Genomic DNA, 17233 nt, shown 5'->3' with positions numbered 1-17233 from the left:
AGCAGATGTTTGGTATTTCGACAAGACAGCGCCTATGTGGTGTTTGGTGCAAATAAAAAAGCCTCCCACGGTGGGAGGCTTTTTAAAAATTAATGGCTCATAGCATTAAAAAGAATATTAAGCCGATGCCTAATAACAAACGATAAATAACAAATGGCAGCATACCCATGCGTTCTATTACTTTTAAAAACATAAAAATACAGGCATAAGCTGATAAAAACGACAGCACTACACCCAACAATAAAGCAGTCCAATCAACAATATGATCGCCAAGCGCTAGCTCTGCTGTGTAATAAAGGCCCATCATTGAAATAATCGGAATAGCCAGCAAAAACGAAAAACGGGCTGCACTTTGCTTATTCATACCTAGCATTAAACCCGCGGTCATGGTAATACCTGAGCGAGAGGTTCCCGGGATCATCGCAACGGCTTGTGCCAAACCAATAACAAGAGCGGTTTTCCAGTTGAGCTGATAAATCGTTTTTATTTGTTTACCTTTGGCATCGGCGTACCAAAGCAACAAGCCAAAAACGATTGTTGTGGTTGCAATCACCCATGCACTGCGCAAATACAGTTCAACAAAATCTTTTAGCAATAGCCCTAAAATAGCGGCAGGCACAGTGCCTAAAATGATCCACCAGCCTAGTTTACTATCATCTGTGGTACCTTGTGCCCCGAATGACTTAAACCAAGCATCGAGTATATCAACGACTTCTTTACGAAAATAAATAATAACGGCAATTAAGGTTCCTACATGCACAGCAACATCAAAGGCTAACCCTTGATCTTCCCAACCCAAAATTTGCGAGGGCAAAATTAAGTGCGCAGAACTCGATATAGGTAAAAACTCAGTAAATCCCTGAATAAGGGCTAAAACAATTATTTCTATAATACTCATGGGTTAGAAAACTCCACCTTCCATAGTTTTTGTTGAGGGTTGTTGTATGCATTCCATATTTGGGCAATCGTTTGTTTTGCCACAGGGTGGTAAAAATCAGGAGCCACCTCAGCTAAAGGCTGTAATACAAAGGCATTTTTAGTAATTTCGTCACGCGGTAGTTGAGCTGGGCTCTCGCAAATTACATCATCGTAAAAGAGTAAATCCAAATCGAGCGTACGCGGGCTGAATTTTTTATCATTTGCTGTGCGACCATTATCCCGTTCTATTTTTTTTAGCAACACGCATACATCGGTAAGCGCCATATCGGTGGTAGCAGCAAGCACGGAGTTATAAAAATTATTACCGGCAAAACCCACTGCTTCACTTTCAAATACAGATGAATGCACTGTGTTTTCAAAGTGTTGATTTAACGCCACTAAAGCACGACGAATATGCTCTGCCTTGTTAATATTTGAACCAAGGCTAATATATATCTGCGCCATTTAAGCCGAAGCCTTGTTGCGGATTATCTCTACACCCACAGTTTGCGCTTGTGAAACTGCGGCGGGCTTGCTAACTCTTATCGTTACTTGAGGAGTATTAAATTCGGTTAAGATTATTTGCGCTAATTGCTCCACCAGCGTTTCTAAAAGCTCGACTGGTTTAGCCGTGCTGTGCTCGATGACTCGCTCACTCACTTTGGCGTAATCTAATGCTAAGTTAATATCATCGTTTTGTGCTGCAGGCTTGATGTTACTTAACATTTCAATATCAAAGTACAGGCTTTGTTTACTTTTCTTTTCAAAATCATACACCCCGATAATCGTTTCGACATGCAATTGTGATATAAATACCTTGTCCATTGATACTCCAAATGACCATAACAAGTCACTGAGTTAATTACATATTGTATCAATCAAATTAATACTGTATATACTTTAATCAGTGTTTAAATATGCTAAAATTACTTCTACAACAGAATAGTTACAAAATTGCGCGTAATTTAAGAAGTCTGTAAATTTTGACGCCAATAATAGCGTAAAAGTAATGATTAAAAAATAAGGAAGCGCGTGTTAGTCATTTTAATGTTTGTTTTAGCCTATTTGCTCGGCTCGATTTCATCGGCCATTTTAGTGTCGCGGCTATTCAAACTTCCCGATCCACGCACTAATGGCTCCAATAACCCCGGTGCTACTAACGTCTTCCGCTTAGGCGGCGCTTTTCCTGCCTGTTTAGTTTTAGTCTTCGATATTTTAAAGGGCACCATTCCTGTTTGGGGAGCTTACTTTTTAAAACTTGAACCATTAGCGCTTGGTTTAATTGCCGTAGCTGCATGTTTGGGGCATATGTACCCGTTATTCTTTAGTTTTAAAGGTGGTAAAGCGGTTGCGACTGCATTTGGGTCGTTACTACCTATAGGACTTTCGTTAGGTGGGCTATTGATTGCTACTTGGCTGATTATTGTCGCTATTACCCGCTACTCATCGCTTGCAGCGTTAGTGGCTGTGACGCTAGCGCCTTTATATACATGGTGGATAAAACCGTTATACACCTTACCCGTCACTTTTATTACGCTACTGATAATTATTAGGCATCGAACTAATATTGTGCGTTTATTCAAAGGGGAAGAACCAAAAGTAGGGACTAAGCAAGCCCCTACTGATGAAAATAAGTAATCACTAAATTGCTTCTAAACTATCGATTGGCCAGCGCGGTTTAGTTTTCATATCAAGCGTAGCAAACTGCCCCGCTTTTAAACGTTGCATACCGGCATACGCTATCATCGCACCATTGTCTGTACAAAACTCAGTACGCGGGTAGTAAACCTCGCCTTTCATACCCTGCATAACACGCTCTAGTTGCAAACGTAGCTGTGTATTGGCGCTTACACCACCGGCTATCACCAAGCGCTTAATACCGGTTTGTTTTAATGCACGTTTGCACTTAATTACTAAAGTATCAATAACCGCTGTTTGAAAAGCATGGGCAATATCGGCTTTGGTTTGCTCATCACTGTCGTTTTCACGAATAGCAATCGAAGCCGCGGTTTTCAAACCACTAAAACTAAAATCTAGGCCAGGTTTGTCAGTCATTGGCCGCGGAAAAATAAATCGCTTGGCAACACCTTGCTCAGCCATTTTAGCTAAACGAGGGCCTCCAGGGTAATCAAGCCCAAGTAACTTAGCTGTTTTATCAAATGCTTCACCTGCGGCGTCATCTACCGACTCACCTAATACTTCGTATTGACCAATACCGGCGACTTTTACCATCATGGTATGACCGCCAGATACGAGTAAAGCAATAAACGGAAATTCAGGTACGTTTTCTTCGAGCATGGGCGCCAATAAATGCCCTTCCATATGATGCACTGCCACCGCGGGGATATCCCAACCATACGCTAAAGAACGGCCAATTGAGGTGCCCACTAACAAAGCCCCCACTAAACCAGGTCCTGCGGTATAAGCAATACCGTCTAAATCTTCAGGCCCGCAACCCGCTTGCGCAAATGCTGCATCGATGAGCGGCAGTGTTTTTCGTACATGATCGCGAGATGCAAGTTCAGGCACTACACCACCATAGTCAGCATGTACTTTTACTTGGCTATATAATTGATGAGCTAATAGCCCTTTTTCATCATCATAAATAGCAATACCAGTTTCATCGCATGATGACTCAATGCCTAAAATTCGCATTGTTTATTCTCCTGCTAACAAGGTGTTTAAAACAAAAAACTTAAAGCGCTAAACCAATGTTAGTTTGGCCATCAGCAAGGACATGCTTTTTCAATGCTTTTACATTTTCAGCAGTGATACGTCCCATTGCTTCTACAAAATCGATTAGTTCACCTAATACCTCAATTTCGTATTTCATTAACGGGTGCTCACGCACCGCTTTATTATCAGCCACATCACCTTCAACCGTCATTTGGTACTCAATAAAGCGCGCCACTGTAGCCTGTGATATTTTACTCACGTTAACAAACTCTTGCTCATCTTGCGCTAACAAACCATGCATTAAGCTCAACAATGAAGTAGCGGCGTCAATTGCCGGATAAGTACCAAACATATCAAAATCAGCCAGCTCAGGTACATGGGGCTCTATTTTTTCAACTTGTTTTTCTAAATCTATTTTACTTTTAGGGAGAAGTATTTTTTCCCAACAAACGTTTAAAGCATTGCGTAAAATAACTTCATCACCAAAACCGGTGGCCTCACTAAATAACCCATAATTAGGCAACATACGCTCTATTAACGCACTGGCTAATACCGCTTTTTGTAAGTAATTTAGCTCTCTAATACGCTGAAAATTATTCGCTTTTGTCATTCTTTAAGGTCCCACATGACCAACAAAAATCAAATGTTGATCCATTATGCTCGCTACAGTGAGTGCATACCCAATCTGGAGCGGATTGTTTTACTTGTTGGTAGTTTACCAATATTTCACGTGCATGGCGCTCTTTTATCGCATAAACCTGCACACTAACCTGTGTTTGCTCAAACGGGATCTCGCCCATTGCCCCTTGTAGCATTTCTCCTTTAATCTGGCATTCGATTCCCGCATTAAGGATCAGCCCTTTTATTATATTGGCCTCTAAACTATTTTCTGCGTTATAAAGTGTTACCCAATCAAATGATGTTACCTTTGAGTCGCTATTATTAATATTTTGCAATATCCACCTCATTTACTTTATCTATACAATAAACCAGCATAACCTATAGTAATTAAAGCCAATAATATGATTTGAGGACACATTATGACGCTGACGACCCCTGGTTTACTTTTTCCAGCCATCTCGCTGTTATTGCTTGCCTATACAAACCGATTTTTAGTACTCGCGCAACTAATACGAGAGCTCAATGCCCGTGAAGGTGAGTCTATTCGTCCTGTTGTAGTGGCGCAAATAACGAACCTCAGAAAACGAATAAAACTAATAAGAACTATGCAAGTATATGGAGTGGCCTCTTTTTTATTGTGTACGTTATCGATGTTCGCATTATTTATAGAGTTTAATACCACAGGTATTATTTTATTTGGTGTGAGCTTAAGCTGCTTGAGCTTATCATTACTTACCTCTTTATTTGAAATTCATATTTCTTGCGATGCAATAGAGATTGAATTACAAAACATTGAAAATAAACCTTTGAGCAATCGAGTAAGCAAAAACTTTATAGGGCCTAATAACAAAAAATAAAAACAGTAACGAACAAAGTTATAGCAATATTTAGCAACAATTCTCTTTAATTAAAGTAAAAAGAAAGTTAATCTTAACAAAAGGTTTAAAACCTTGTTTCAACTGATCTGTAGGGATAAATATCAGTATTAAATCTGTAAGATCCCAACCTTACTTATAAAAAAGGACTATATAGTGAGATTCGAACAATTAGAACAATTTGTTGCACTTGGCTTACTTCGTCACTTTAGACAAGCCGCCGAACAAACTCAAATTAGCACATCAGCCTTAACGCGCAGTATTCAAACTCTTGAAACAGAACTCGGTTACGAACTCGTTAAACGTTCTACCCGCTCGGTTAAATTAACTCAAGCAGGTGAACTCTTTTTCGATTTTGCTAAAAACACCCTAAATGAATTAGAGCAAATAAAACACCGAGCTTTTCAGTCGATTAATGGGACTGAAGAGAAAAAGCTCGTTATCGGTTATACCACCACAACCAGTAGCATAGTACCAATCACCTGTGGTGAGTTTTTGAATCAGTATCCTCATATTAAAATTGAAATGCAGCTGCAAAATAAAACTGATCTCAATAGAAAACTGCTTCAAGGCGAAATTGATATCAGCGTCTGCTCACAGGTAGTCAATAGTATTGGCAGCGATATACAATTACCTGATCAACTAATTTTGTTTTGCTCAAAACAACACCCGTTAGCAAATAAAAGCGATATTAGTAAAAAAGAGCTTGAAAGCTACCCCATGTTTAGTTGTTTTTCGCAATCAAAACAAGTGCAATCGATGCTTAATGAAGTCATTGACTCGTTAAATAAAACATCAACCATTAAAGTAGGTAGTATTGAGCAGGTTATGGCAGGGCTTGAAAAGTCGGATCATTTTGCAATTGCTGGCATTGAACACACTAACTCAGTAGCAGAAAACCACAACTTAATTCAGCTCAAAACCAATAACGATCTTAGCCATGAACAGCTTATAGTACAAACTAGCAAACAGATAGAGGCAGGCGAACATGTTGACCATCTACTGTCGCTAATTAAGAAAGTATCCAAGGCATAAAAACACGCTTTACGTGTCAATAAATCGGGTTCTTAGGCAACTATTTTTAGCGTAAACAGCGCTGAATTTACTTGCAATAGGTTCGTTATTGACACGTAAATCTGCCTTATTGTTACTACAAGTGGGCCATCAGAATAATAAACACCAATCTCATAATGGTTCACGAGATTGTAAATTTTTTAACCTAAGCTCAATCCTAATAAATTTGTAGCTTTAAAGTTTTTTTATACTAAACTAACGCTCTCTTATATTATGACTAGCGTTAATGAACAACTTTACACCCTGTGGTACGTACCTAGAGCACATTGAAGCACAAGGCTACGCCATTATTGAAAACGCCATTGATAGTAATTTAATCTCTGAGTTAATGGCTGATTGTTATAGAATAAACCCCCACTTTAGCCTTGCTGGTATTGGACGATTAAACAATTTACAAATTGACGATTCCATTCGTAAAGACAAAACCTACTGGTTTGATGGCAGCTCAAATGCACAGCTTGAGTATCAACACATAATGGAAACTATTCGTATCACCCTTAACCGATGCTTTTTCATGGGTTTATTTGATTACGAATGTCACTATGCAAAATATACCCAAGGCGACTTTTATAAAAAGCATGTAGATGCATTTAAAGGCCGCTCAAATCGTGTTTTCACCACGGTATTATATTTAAATACTCCTGAAAAAGGAGGTGAGCTCGTTATTTACAAGCCCAAAAGCAAAGACATAGAGGTTGTAATAAAACCCACTGCAGGCACATTAGTGTTATTTGAAAGCGAACGCTTTGTGCATGAAGTACTTCCCGCATTTGATAATCGCTATTCGATCGCTGGTTGGTTCCGAAAAAATGCATCAATAAGTGGTATTATCGACCCACCCCGTTAAGATAAAACGGGGTAAGAAAACAACAAGCCAGTGAATATGGCAAGCCCCACGTAATGATTGTTTAAAAACGCCTTAAAACAGTCGTCTCGTTGGCGCAAATGAATCAAACGCTGTTGATAAATGAGTAACGCCGCCGCAACTGCCAATCCAAACCAAAAGCTTTCCCCTAGCTCATTCATAAACCCAATTAAGCACATCAGAGCAAAAAAGCTAACATTGAGCAGCCCAATAATATGGCGATCATAACTGGCAAATAAAATAGCGGTTGATTTCACTCCTATTTTCAAGTCATCGTCTCTATCAACCATGGCATACATAGTGTCGTAAGCGACTGTCCAACAAATATTAGCAACGAATAACAGCCAAGCTTGCACAGGCAATGAATTTGTTGATGCCATAAAAGCCATAGGAATGGCCCACCCAAAAGCCGCTCCTAGTACAACTTGGGGAAGTTGTGTGTAACGTTTCATAAAAGGATAACAAAACGCGAGCCCAAGCGCGCCAAAAGACAACAAAATAGTATTGGCATTGAGCATTAACACTAATACAAAAGCAAAAATAACCAACAGCAAAAATAAGCTAATCGCTTCACCACTACTTACAGCCCCAGTTGCTAATGGGCGCTGGCACGTTCGCTTTACAGAGCCATCTATTTTTCTGTCTGCAAAGTCATTAATAACACAGCCAGCACTGCGCATAACAATTACCCCAAGAGTAAATACAATGAAGTTTGTTAGGCTTGGTATTCCCTCATTTGCTATCCACAGCGCCCAATACGTCGGCCAAAGTAACAATAACGTACCTATTGGCTTATCTATTCGCATTAACTGAATGTAGTACGAAATATGGTTTATTGATAAAGGGGCTAGTTTCATGAGTATAAATGGGCGCCTGGTAAAAAAACTTCACAGACCAAAAATTGGTAATCATGTAAAGAAAATACGCTACGCCGTCCTAATAAAGAATGTATCGGTAAATTAAGCTCTCTTACCAGTGATTGCAAAGGATGATTTTTATCAAAGCGCGCTATTTCAATACCTGCACGTGTTAAAGCTGAGTCTTGAAATATAACATCACCCAACGGGCGCTCTCCCATATTGTGCAGCTGATTATTTATATTATTACTACTTATTGGCAACCAACTTTGAGCATAAACAATCGGTTTATCATCACACAATAATAAAACCTCACGATTAAGCACGCTGTTCGCCTCATTACTTAATAAAGCTTGCTGTGGTTGCGAGAGGATAATTTTTTGCTCGCTCAGCACTTTTACAGCAAAGCGCTGCGACTGACTTTTTAATTTAGCTGTTAAAGAATGCGGTTCAAATAACCACTCTTGCTCAGTGTTAGATAAGCCACGAACTTCACAGATGCTCTGCCAATGAGCAGATAAAGAAAGAGGAAACGTAATCACAATAACTCTACTTGATAAAAATCAGCAAGATCATACCATTGCTGACAGATTTGAAAAAGCGTGATTTACTCACTACCAAGTACACCCTGTTGTTATAAAAAGCTAATCAACATTTGACTCTGGTAATTTCCTGTTTCAAACTTGAGGCCTAGTGCTTTTATATAACACAATAAACAACGCTATCTCGCTGTATCTTATACCAATTGTATTTAATGAGTGAGCTTTAATAGCGACGAGAAAATAACTCAATAACACAGCAAAAGTTATGACACGTCATTGTTCTATATAAATAATTTTTAACGCAGGTAGTTATTTACTAGAATGATGATATTTTAATTAAATTGGTATTACTCATTAATAGGTATAAACTATTTATACCCAGTTTACGGAAACGCTTTTGAAATGAAAAAAACAGTATTTGCAGGCCTTTTTATTCTTTTAGTTAGCCTAACTAGCTTATCAGCACGGGCTGAATCTACTGTGGGTTACTTTGGATTCGAGCCTGATATTATTACCAACTACATTGGCTCATCCAATAAAAAAATGGGCTACGTACGCGTCACTGTTGATTTAATGGTCAACAAAACATCTGATATTGCAATAGTGGAACACCACACACCACTGTTACGTGATGCCTTGGTGGAGATATTATCAAAAGAACCTGAAAACAAAATAAAGTCTTTAACTGGACGCGAACAAATCCGCGTTAAAAGCACAGAAAAACTAAAAAGCTTACTCAAAGAAGAAACAGGCCATGAGATCATCCGTGATCTCCTATTCACTAAGTATTTATATCATTAGCTACTTTTTGTTTTAAAAAGCCAAGCGGTATAGGCAAACCCCATACCGCTAAGTAATCCACCTAAGTGTGCCCAATTAGCCATTCCAACAAATAATACATCTGCAAAACCAAGTACTAACCATACCAGCATAAATCCAACAATTGCAGTTGTAACCAGTGCAGGCTGTTTAGGGTTAAGGGTGCTGTAAATCCAACAAAAGCCTAACAACCCATATACAACACCGCTAAGCCCACCAAAGTTAGGACCGACCATTAAGTACTGTGCCCAATTACTTATTAAAGCAGTCACTAAAAATAAGCCTATTAAACTTGACTTGCCACATTGCTTTTCAATATTGTCACCCAGTGAAACCCACCAAATTAGATTAAACACGATATGCATGGCGCTAAAATGCACAATAGCCGGGGTTAACCAAGTAAGTGGTGACGCAGGATTAAACTGCAACGCCATGTAAATAGGTTCAAACGCACCAAATAAAAAGGCAATATAAACAATAATACTGAGAATACTAACGCTTTGATTAAGCCAACTTAAGGCTTTAAACCGCGCGACTAAATTAAGCGACTGGCCTTGATATTTTAATGGTGATTGCGTGCTGCCTACTTGCCATGACGCTTGTTGATAACGTTCATGATTAGGGTTTTTAGCAAATTCATTCCACAACGGTTGCACCGCATGAAAGTCCTCAGGCGCCACACTAATGACAAGCGTATGGCCATCCTCAGTACGAATTTGCCCACTAAACCCTTGGCTTTTTAAGTAATCTATAAAGCCCTGTGCAGCGCGAGGGTTAGTTAGGCTGCCTAGCTCTATCATCGTGATACTTTATCCTTGTAAGCGGCTTCCCATGCAGTAAAACCGCCATCCATACTGTAAACATCTTCAAAGCCTTGCTCTACTAAGTAGCTGGCAGCGCCTTGTGAGCTCATACCGTGATAACAGACAATAATAATCGGCTGGTCAAACTCTTTTTCCATCATAAATTGGGCAATATTCGCATTAGATAATGCCTCTGAACCCGGAATATGACCCGCTTGATAAGAATTAGGATCGCGAATATCAGCAATCACTACATCTTCTTTATCGAGTAGTTCAAGGGTTTGTGCGATTGATATATGTTTAAATGCCATAGTACTCTCTTATAATTCCTAAATTCGGATAATAAGTGCAATTTCTCAGATTAGATGGCCAGCTGTTATAATTCGGCCATTTTCTCGCCAAAGGAAATTGCTTTAATGAAATATAAACAGCTGACACAAGAAGAAAGATACCAGATTTACGCGTTAATAAAAGCAGGAAATAACCAAAAACAAATTGCTGATGAACTAACTCGTTCACCGTCATCTATTTCCAGAGAGTTAAAACGCAATAAAGGGCTTAAAGGCTATCGGCCTAACCAAGCCAATAATTTTGCAGAGCAAAGACGCAAATCATCTTTCAAAGCAAGTAAGTTAACAGATGAAGTTACTGAATGGATTAATAAATTGTTGCTTAACGGACTTTCGCCAGAGCAGGTGGCAGGTCGCTTAGCTTTAGAGAAAAAGGTCGTTTTACATCATGAAACGATTTATCAATATATTTACAGGGACAAGGCGCGTGGTGGTGAACTACATAAGACACTCACTCGTGCATGTAAAAAGTATAAAAAACGCTATGGAAGCTACGATAAACGTGGGCAGATAGTTAATCGAGTCAGTATTGATGAACGCCCAAGTATTGTGGATGCAAAGTCTAGGATTGGTGATTGGGAGGGTGACACAGTGATAGGCAAAGGGCGTAAAAATGCCTTTGTCACAATGGTTGAACGTAAAACGTTATATACAATCGTTCACAGAATTGAAAGCAAACATGCGCAAATAACAGCCGATGCGCTGATAAAGTGTATGACACCATATAAAGATAAGGTTATTACCGTGACTTTAGATAATGGAAAAGAGTTTGCTTACCATGAGCATATTGCACAAAAATTAGAAGCGGATGTGTATTTCGCTCACCCATATTCATCATGGGAAAGGGGCATAAATGAGAATACCAACGGCTTACTCAGGCGCTTCTTCCCCAAGGGAACTGACTTTATGGCGCTAAGTGAGTCAGAAATACAGGCGGCAGTTGATAAGCTCAACCATCGGCCAAGAAAGACAAGAGGGTATAAAACTCCTCATGAATTATTTACCGGGCAATCAGAAGTTCTGGTGGCTGCATAATGATTGCACTTAATACTTGAATTCAAGATTACAAAAAAGGCGACAAATGCCGCCTTTAATTCTCTTAACAAGGGGTAATTAATCCCAGTTAAGAATTACTTTACCCGATTGGCCTGAAATCATCATATCAAAGCCAGCTTGGAAGTCATCTATTGAATACTGATGAGTAATAATTGGTTTTAAATCAAGCCCTGATTGAATCAAACTGGCCATTTTGTACCAAGTTTCAAACATCTCACGACCGTAAATACCTTTGATCACTAAGCCTTTAAAAATAACTTGATTCCAATCGACCGCCATATCTGATGGAGGAATACCTAACATGGCAATTTTGCCGCCATGATTCATGTTATTTAGCATGGCATTAAATGCACTTGGTACACCTGACATCTCTAGGCCAATATCAAAGCCTTCAGTCATGCCCAGCTCTTTAGCTACATCTTCAAGCTTTTCATTCGCGACGTTTACAGCACGCGTTGCGCCCATTTTACGTGCTAAGTCTAAGCGGTATTCATTTACATCAGTAATAACCACATGACGTGCACCCACATGCTTAGCCACTGCTGCTGCCATAATACCAATAGGGCCAGCACCTGTGATCAAGACATCTTCACCGACTAAATCGAAAGATAAAGCCGTGTGTACTGCATTGCCAAATGGGTCAAAAATAGAGGCAAGTTCATCGCTAATATTATCTGGGATTTTAAACGCATTAAATGCAGGTATCACTAAATACTCTGCAAATGCGCCTTCGCGGTTTACACCGACCCCTGTTGTATTACGACATAAGTGAACGCGCCCAGCACGACAGTTACGACAATGGCCACAGGTTATATGACCTTCACCTGATACACGGTCGCCAACTTCGAAACCGCGAACTTCTTGTCCCATGTCGATTACTTCACCCACGTATTCGTGGCCAACCACCATAGGGGTCGGAATGGTATTTTGTGCCCACTCATCCCACTTATAAATATGAACATCTGTGCCACAAATAGCCGTTTTACGAATCTTAATTAACAGGTCGTTATGACCCACTTCAGGCTTTGGTGCATCTGTCATCCAAATGCCTGGCTCTGCTTTTAACTTTGATAATGCTTTCATAATTCACACTCAATTAAAAAATCGCGACTTTAGCCGCGATTTAACAAGAAAATTAAATAACACCAATCTCTTTACCAATACGGGTAAATGCTGCAATGGCTGTATCAAGCTGTTCTTTGCTGTGCGCTGCAGAGATTTGGGTACGAATACGCGCCTGCCCTTTTGGTACAACAGGGAATGAAAAGCCGGTTACATAAATCCCTTCAGCCAATAATTTATCAGCCATAAGTGACGCTACTTTGGCGTCTCCTAGCATCACAGGAATAATCGCATGATCTTTACCTGCACAGGTAAAACCAGCCGCTTCCATTTGCTCACGGAAGTATTTAGCATTTGACCATAGCTTAGCGCGAATCTCACCGCCATTTTCAAGCATTTCTAACACTTTAATTGACGCCGTTACAATTGAAGGCGCTAACGAATTTGAGAATAAGTAAGGACGAGAACGCTGACGAAGCCACTCAACAATTTCTTTTTTACCTGAGGTATAACCACCCGAGGCTCCACCTAGTGCTTTACCTAAGGTACCAGTAATAATATCAACACGATCAAGCACGTTGCAGTACTCAGGTGTACCTTTACCGTTTTCGCCAACAAAACCAACTGCATGTGAGTCATCAACCATAACAAGTGCGTCGTATTTATCAGCTAAGTCGCATACGGCTTCTAAGTTACAAATAACGCCATCCATTGAGAATACGCCATCGGTTGCAATTAATTTAGTTTTAGCGCCGGCTTCATCGGCTGCAATTAATTGCTTTTCTAAATCAGCCATATCGTTATTTGCATAACGGAAACGTTTTGCTTTGCATAAACGTACTCCATCAATAATAGAAGCATGGTTTAATGAATCAGAAATAATCGCATCGTCTGCACCTAATATGGTTTCAAACAACCCCGTATTGGCATCAAAACATGATGAGTACAAAATGGTGTCTTCAGTTTCTAAAAATTGACTGATTTTTTTCTCGAGCGTTTTATGAATATCTTGTGTACCACAAATGAAACGCACAGACGCTACACCAAAACCGTGATCATTTAAGCCTTGTTGGGCAGCTTTGATAAGCTCTGGACTATTAGCCAAACCTAAGTAGTTATTAGCACAAAAATTAATAACTGTATCGCCGGATGCAACCTCAATTTGAGCTTGCTGCTGCGAAGTGATAACACGTTCATTTTTATACAAACCTTCCGCTTTAACGTCTTCGATTTGCTGTTGTAATTGGCTAAAAAAAGCAGATGCTCTCATCTGTGATCTCCATTTGGTTGAACGGGTTAAACAGCAGACGTGTTGCTGCTATTTATAATGCGGGTATTGTAAAAGTTTAAGCGCCAAATTGCACTGTTTGTCATTCGTCGCAAATTGCCTAACTGGCAGGAAAAGCTGCCAGTTTACAGGCTTGAGGTGTGTACTACGTTAGATCAGCAAACAAAGCCGGAAGGTCGTTGATTGAGTCACACACATAATCGGCAGAGTTTACAGCTTTGTCATCAAATTTTTGCCCTGAACGTACCAGTACTTTGGTACGCACATTAGCGCTAATGGCAGCGTGCATGTCACCTAATTTGTCACCCACCATCACACTAAGTGCAGGGTTGATATGATGATCTTTTATTCCTTGAAGTAACATGCCAGGCGCTGGTTTTCTGCAATCGCACTCTTTTAAATAATCTGGTAATGCGTTTTTAGGATGATGGGGACAAAAATAAACGTCCGTAATTTCAATTTGATGAGCGCTAAACTGCGCTTTCATCCACTCGCTAAGCGCTAAAAATTCGCTCTCAGAATAATAACCACGGCCAATGCCTGACTGATTAGTCACTATAATTATTTTATAGCCCGCATCATAAAACGCTTTACATGTTGAAAACACACCGTCTATAAATTCAAACTCTTCGCTTTTAAACACATAACCATGGTCAACATTTACTACGCCATCACGATCTAAAAAAAGCGCCTTGTTAATGCTTTCTTGATTCATAACAGTGACTCTTTTTTAACAACATGATCAAACATTTGTTTTACTGCATCCGTGGTTATTTGACTCATTAAATCATCGCCTTTAACACGAGTACCCCAAGGCAATTGCTCGGCGGTTTTACCTGTTTGCTTTACTAAGTTTTGATGGTAAACCTCAACCACGTAGTCTTGGTATAAATAAGGCCCCGTTCGCGCTGGGTTTGAATGCGCATATAAGCCAATAACCGGTGTGCCCACAGTCACCGCCATATGAGCTGGGCCTGTGTCAGGTGCCAGTACTAAGTCTGCACGCTTAAGTACGCACAATAATTCTTTGAGTTTTGTTTTACCCACCAAGTTCAGAATGGGTGAATCAGAGTGTTTAATGATGTTATTTGCTAAATTAATTTCCAGTTCAGTCGGTCCACCAGTTAATACTATTTTAAACCCCTGTGTATGTGCATAATCCGCAAGCGCAGCATAGCGATCGGCTAACCAGTTACGCTGTGCTTTACTTGCTGCTGGCGAAATAACAAATAGCTTATTTGATAAATAATCGTCACCTAACAGCTCATCAGCTTTAGCTTGATCTTTGTTGGTAAAGGGCATACTCCATACAGGGACATAATCATCAACACCAATCGCTTGGGCAAACCCTTTAAATCCCTCTAAAACATGCGCCTGAGATTGGGCTTTAATGCGTTTATTAATAAATAAACTATGTAGCTCTTTTGAACGAGCCCAATCAAAACCTATTTTTACCTTGGCAGGAATACAACGCGCAACAAAGCCAGCTCTTAATGCCACTTGCATATTAAGTAATACGTCAAAATGCTGTCCTTTAAAGGTTTGCCTTAAGTGTTTAAATTCGGCTTTATCTTGTTTTTTATCAAATACAACAAGCTCAACCCCAGGTAAATCAGCTAACAGCATCGCCTCGACTTTACCTATCACCCAGGTAATTTTAGCGTTTGGATGCGCTTTTTGAATGGCTTGTACCGCACTCACTGCATGGCATACATCACCAATAGCAGAAAGACGTAAAATACAAATAGAAGTGTAAATAGGCGCTGAAATCACACGTTTCCTTGGAGGTAAAATAATAAACCCTGATCTTAAATTATAATCGCGTCATTGCAAGTACTTATCCTTAGCGTTAAAACACGTTAATATGTGCACATATTAACGCGAACCCTATGAGCTATGTTTAATCAACACGTCAAAAATAACCATGTCATTTTGAGCCATCCTCAATATAGCAGCCAGATAGAGTTAGATTGGTTTAACCCCGACTTCTGGCAGCAACAGCAAAAAATTGTTGGCGCTAAAAAGGGACGTGCAACCGCGTGGTTTTTTAAACACGCAGATATAACGGCTGTATTGCGCCATTATTGGCGTGGTGGCCTAATTGGCAAGCTACTCAGTGACCAATACTTATATCGGGGACTTAAACATACCCGTGTTTATCAAGAGTTTAGCTTAATGACGCAATTAATAGAGCTTGGTTTAAATGTACCTAAGCCTATCGCCGCTAAGGTGAGCCGCCATGGTCTTATTTATCGCGGTGATATTATTACCGAAGCGGTAAGCGGCGCTAAAAGCGTATTAGATATATTGATTGAACGCGCATTGAGTGATATTGAGATTAAAAAAATAGCGCAAACTATTGCACAATTTCATAATAAAGGGGTTTATCACGCTGATTTAAATATTAATAATATTTTATTTGATGACAGTGGTAACGTTTTTATTATCGATTTTGACCGCGGCGAAATAAAAACACCTGATAAAAAATGGCAGCAAAATAATATGTTGCGCCTAAAGCGCTCCTTTTTAAAGGAGCAAGGCCGTAATAGCACTTTTCACTGGCAAATATCAGATTGGCAAACTTTAAATAACTATTATATTCAAACACTAATGTGTTAAATAGAGTGCGCCATAGCTAAATATTGCTCAGCAACTGTATCGGCAGACACTTGTTTCAAAATGGCTGCACGTGTTACATCAGGGTTATCAGCTATCACCTGCTCAATAGCCTGCGCTAACTGATTAACCTCCCCTGTTGGCACTAAATACTTACTAAGCTCACCGGTCAATATTTCACTAGGCCCATGAGAACAGTTAGTACTGACAATTGGTGTGCCTACCGCTAAAGCTTCTATTAATACTGTCGGCAATCCCTCAAAGTCAGAACTTAAAACCAATGCTGTAGCGTGCTTAATCCAGTTATATGGGTTTTGCACAAATCCAGGAACAATAAGCTGATCTTCGATGCCATAGTGTTTAGCTAGCTTAAACGCTTTATCTTTTTTATTACACAACAATACCAGCTTATATTTTTTATCAAGCTTAGCAAACGCTGCAAACAAAATATCGTGACGTTTTTGCTTTGCTAAACGCCCCACATGAATAAGGTAAGGTGAGTCGGGTATTTGGGTATTAGCCTCATTTGCTTGCTCGTTAATAACCGCAAAGTTGAACGGGTTATAAATAGTGGTAATAGCACTAGGGGTTATTAAGTTACCTTGTTGTATTTCTTCTTCCACCCCTTTGGAAACACAAATCAGTGATTTACCACTTAAGTTTTGTTTACTCTTTTTAAGGTATAAATATGAAAACGGACCTAATTTTTTTGCCTAGCCAGCTCAGCATTCACTGAGTTATGAACAACAAAATGGATATTTTACTCTTTGCCAGGGCGTGTTGACCTTTGTGGATTACAATTTGTTCAAAC

General features: G+C 39.6%; 21 protein-coding genes and 1 pseudogene. 7 read left to right on the top strand and 15 right to left on the bottom strand.

The annotated features are described in order from the left end of the window. Positions 1-97: 97 nt before the first annotated feature. From KG708_RS00190 to folB, 3 genes are read right to left on the bottom strand one after another with little or no spacing between them, the layout of a single operon-like run. Entirely contained in the window at positions 98-898 is an 801-nt protein-coding gene (locus KG708_RS00190) for an undecaprenyl-diphosphate phosphatase (RefSeq protein WP_213607600.1), read from the bottom strand. Then, the gene (gene folK, locus KG708_RS00185) at positions 895-1383 is read right to left on the bottom strand and encodes a 2-amino-4-hydroxy-6-hydroxymethyldihydropteridine diphosphokinase (protein ID WP_213607599.1); all 489 of its coding nucleotides are present in this window, start codon (positions 1381-1383) and stop codon (positions 895-897) included. The genes KG708_RS00190 and folK overlap by 4 nt, the downstream gene beginning before the upstream one ends. After that, entirely contained in the window at positions 1384-1743 is a 360-nt protein-coding gene (folB, locus tag KG708_RS00180; protein WP_213607598.1) for a dihydroneopterin aldolase, read from the bottom strand. It lies immediately after the preceding gene. Positions 1744-1950: 207 nt separating this feature from the next. On the opposite strand from folB, the gene plsY reads away from it, so the two are divergent. After that, positions 1951-2556: a glycerol-3-phosphate 1-O-acyltransferase PlsY gene (gene plsY / locus KG708_RS00175; RefSeq protein WP_213607597.1), complete on the top strand. Its 606-nt coding sequence runs from the start codon at positions 1951-1953 to the stop codon at positions 2554-2556. A gap of 3 nt (positions 2557-2559) precedes the next feature. Here plsY and tsaD read toward each other — a convergent pair whose 3' ends face one another. The 3 genes from tsaD to KG708_RS00160 are packed head-to-tail and all read right to left on the bottom strand — an operon-like array spanning position 2560 to position 4550. Then, the gene (gene tsaD / locus KG708_RS00170; RefSeq protein ID WP_213607596.1) at positions 2560-3573 is read right to left on the bottom strand and encodes a tRNA (adenosine(37)-N6)-threonylcarbamoyltransferase complex transferase subunit TsaD; all 1014 of its coding nucleotides are present in this window, start codon (positions 3571-3573) and stop codon (positions 2560-2562) included. A 40-nt stretch (positions 3574-3613) separates the two neighbouring features. Then, positions 3614-4204: a YjaG family protein gene (locus KG708_RS00165; protein WP_213607595.1), complete on the bottom strand. Its 591-nt coding sequence runs from the start codon at positions 4202-4204 to the stop codon at positions 3614-3616. Continuing rightward, positions 4188-4550, bottom strand: a complete 363-nt coding sequence (locus tag KG708_RS00160) for a DUF2007 domain-containing protein (RefSeq protein WP_213607594.1) — start codon at positions 4548-4550, stop codon at positions 4188-4190. Before KG708_RS00160 ends, KG708_RS00165 begins: the two co-directional genes overlap by 17 nt. A gap of 84 nt (positions 4551-4634) precedes the next feature. On the opposite strand from KG708_RS00160, the gene KG708_RS00155 reads away from it, so the two are divergent. From KG708_RS00155 to KG708_RS00145, 3 genes are all read left to right on the top strand, one after another. Beyond that, on the top strand, positions 4635-5072 hold the full coding sequence (locus KG708_RS00155; protein WP_213607593.1) for a DUF2721 domain-containing protein: 438 nt from the start codon (positions 4635-4637) through the stop codon (positions 5070-5072). 174 nt (positions 5073-5246) lie between these two features. After that, a complete protein-coding gene (locus tag KG708_RS00150; RefSeq protein WP_213607592.1) occupies positions 5247-6125 on the top strand; it encodes a LysR family transcriptional regulator in 879 nt (292 codons plus the stop codon). 265 nt (positions 6126-6390) lie between these two features. Continuing rightward, a complete protein-coding gene (locus tag KG708_RS00145; protein ID WP_213607591.1) occupies positions 6391-7011 on the top strand; it encodes a 2OG-Fe(II) oxygenase in 621 nt (206 codons plus the stop codon). Here the strand turns inward: KG708_RS00145 and ubiA are convergent. Next, a complete protein-coding gene (gene ubiA / locus KG708_RS00140) occupies positions 7008-7886 on the bottom strand; it encodes a 4-hydroxybenzoate octaprenyltransferase (protein ID WP_213607590.1) in 879 nt (292 codons plus the stop codon). The two genes, KG708_RS00145 and ubiA, sit on opposite strands and share 4 nt — an antisense overlap. Further along, complete coding sequence (locus KG708_RS00135; RefSeq protein ID WP_213607589.1) at positions 7883-8428, bottom strand: chorismate lyase; 546 nt, start codon at positions 8426-8428, stop codon at positions 7883-7885. Before KG708_RS00135 ends, ubiA begins: the two co-directional genes overlap by 4 nt. Before the next feature lie 402 nt (positions 8429-8830). Between KG708_RS00135 and KG708_RS00130 the strand changes: the two genes are divergently transcribed. Further along, positions 8831-9229, top strand: coding sequence for a flagellar basal body-associated protein FliL (locus KG708_RS00130; protein ID WP_213607588.1), 399 nt, complete (start codon positions 8831-8833; stop codon positions 9227-9229). Here KG708_RS00130 and glpG read toward each other — a convergent pair. Together glpG and glpE are read right to left on the bottom strand one after the other, a co-directional pair. Further along, positions 9226-10047 (bottom strand): rhomboid family intramembrane serine protease GlpG, encoded by an 822-nt coding sequence (gene glpG, locus KG708_RS00125; protein ID WP_213607587.1) that lies wholly within the window; start codon positions 10045-10047, stop codon positions 9226-9228. The two genes, KG708_RS00130 and glpG, sit on opposite strands and share 4 nt — an antisense overlap. Then, a complete protein-coding gene (glpE, locus tag KG708_RS00120; protein WP_008468201.1) occupies positions 10044-10361 on the bottom strand; it encodes a thiosulfate sulfurtransferase GlpE in 318 nt (105 codons plus the stop codon). Before glpE ends, glpG begins: the two co-directional genes overlap by 4 nt. Before the next feature lie 105 nt (positions 10362-10466). On the opposite strand from glpE, the gene KG708_RS00115 reads away from it, so the two are divergent. Next, positions 10467-11435, top strand: a complete 969-nt coding sequence (locus KG708_RS00115) for an IS30 family transposase (protein ID WP_213607586.1) — start codon at positions 10467-10469, stop codon at positions 11433-11435. A 78-nt stretch (positions 11436-11513) separates the two neighbouring features. Here KG708_RS00115 and tdh read toward each other — a convergent pair whose 3' ends face one another. From tdh to KG708_RS00095, 4 genes are all read right to left on the bottom strand, one after another. After that, positions 11514-12539, bottom strand: a complete 1026-nt coding sequence (gene tdh / locus KG708_RS00110; RefSeq protein WP_010390995.1) for an L-threonine 3-dehydrogenase — start codon at positions 12537-12539, stop codon at positions 11514-11516. Between the two features lie 52 nt (positions 12540-12591). Then, positions 12592-13788: a glycine C-acetyltransferase gene (locus KG708_RS00105; RefSeq protein WP_213607585.1), complete on the bottom strand. Its 1197-nt coding sequence runs from the start codon at positions 13786-13788 to the stop codon at positions 12592-12594. A 163-nt stretch (positions 13789-13951) separates the two neighbouring features. After that, positions 13952-14521, bottom strand: a complete 570-nt coding sequence (gene gmhB, locus KG708_RS00100) for a D-glycero-beta-D-manno-heptose 1,7-bisphosphate 7-phosphatase (protein WP_213607584.1) — start codon at positions 14519-14521, stop codon at positions 13952-13954. Then, complete coding sequence (locus tag KG708_RS00095) at positions 14518-15579, bottom strand: glycosyltransferase family 9 protein (protein ID WP_213607583.1); 1062 nt, start codon at positions 15577-15579, stop codon at positions 14518-14520. Before KG708_RS00095 ends, gmhB begins: the two co-directional genes overlap by 4 nt. Positions 15580-15702: 123 nt before the next feature. Here KG708_RS00095 and KG708_RS00090 point away from each other — a divergent pair, with 123 nt between their 5' ends. Next, on the top strand, positions 15703-16425 hold the full coding sequence (locus KG708_RS00090; protein ID WP_213607582.1) for a 3-deoxy-D-manno-octulosonic acid kinase: 723 nt from the start codon (positions 15703-15705) through the stop codon (positions 16423-16425). On the opposite strand, the pseudogene KG708_RS00085 reads toward KG708_RS00090, so the two are convergent. Continuing rightward, positions 16422-17182 (bottom strand): annotated as a pseudogene (locus tag KG708_RS00085) (glycosyltransferase); the annotation flags it as partial. The gene KG708_RS00090 and the pseudogene KG708_RS00085 overlap by 4 nt on opposite strands. Positions 17183-17233 lie beyond the last annotated feature (51 nt).

Source organism: Pseudoalteromonas sp., from assembly GCF_018402495.1.
Taxonomy (GTDB): Bacteria; Pseudomonadota; Gammaproteobacteria; order Enterobacterales; family Alteromonadaceae; genus Pseudoalteromonas.
Note: the sequence above shows the minus strand (reverse complement) of the source record. Positions and strands in the feature narration are given on the sequence as shown.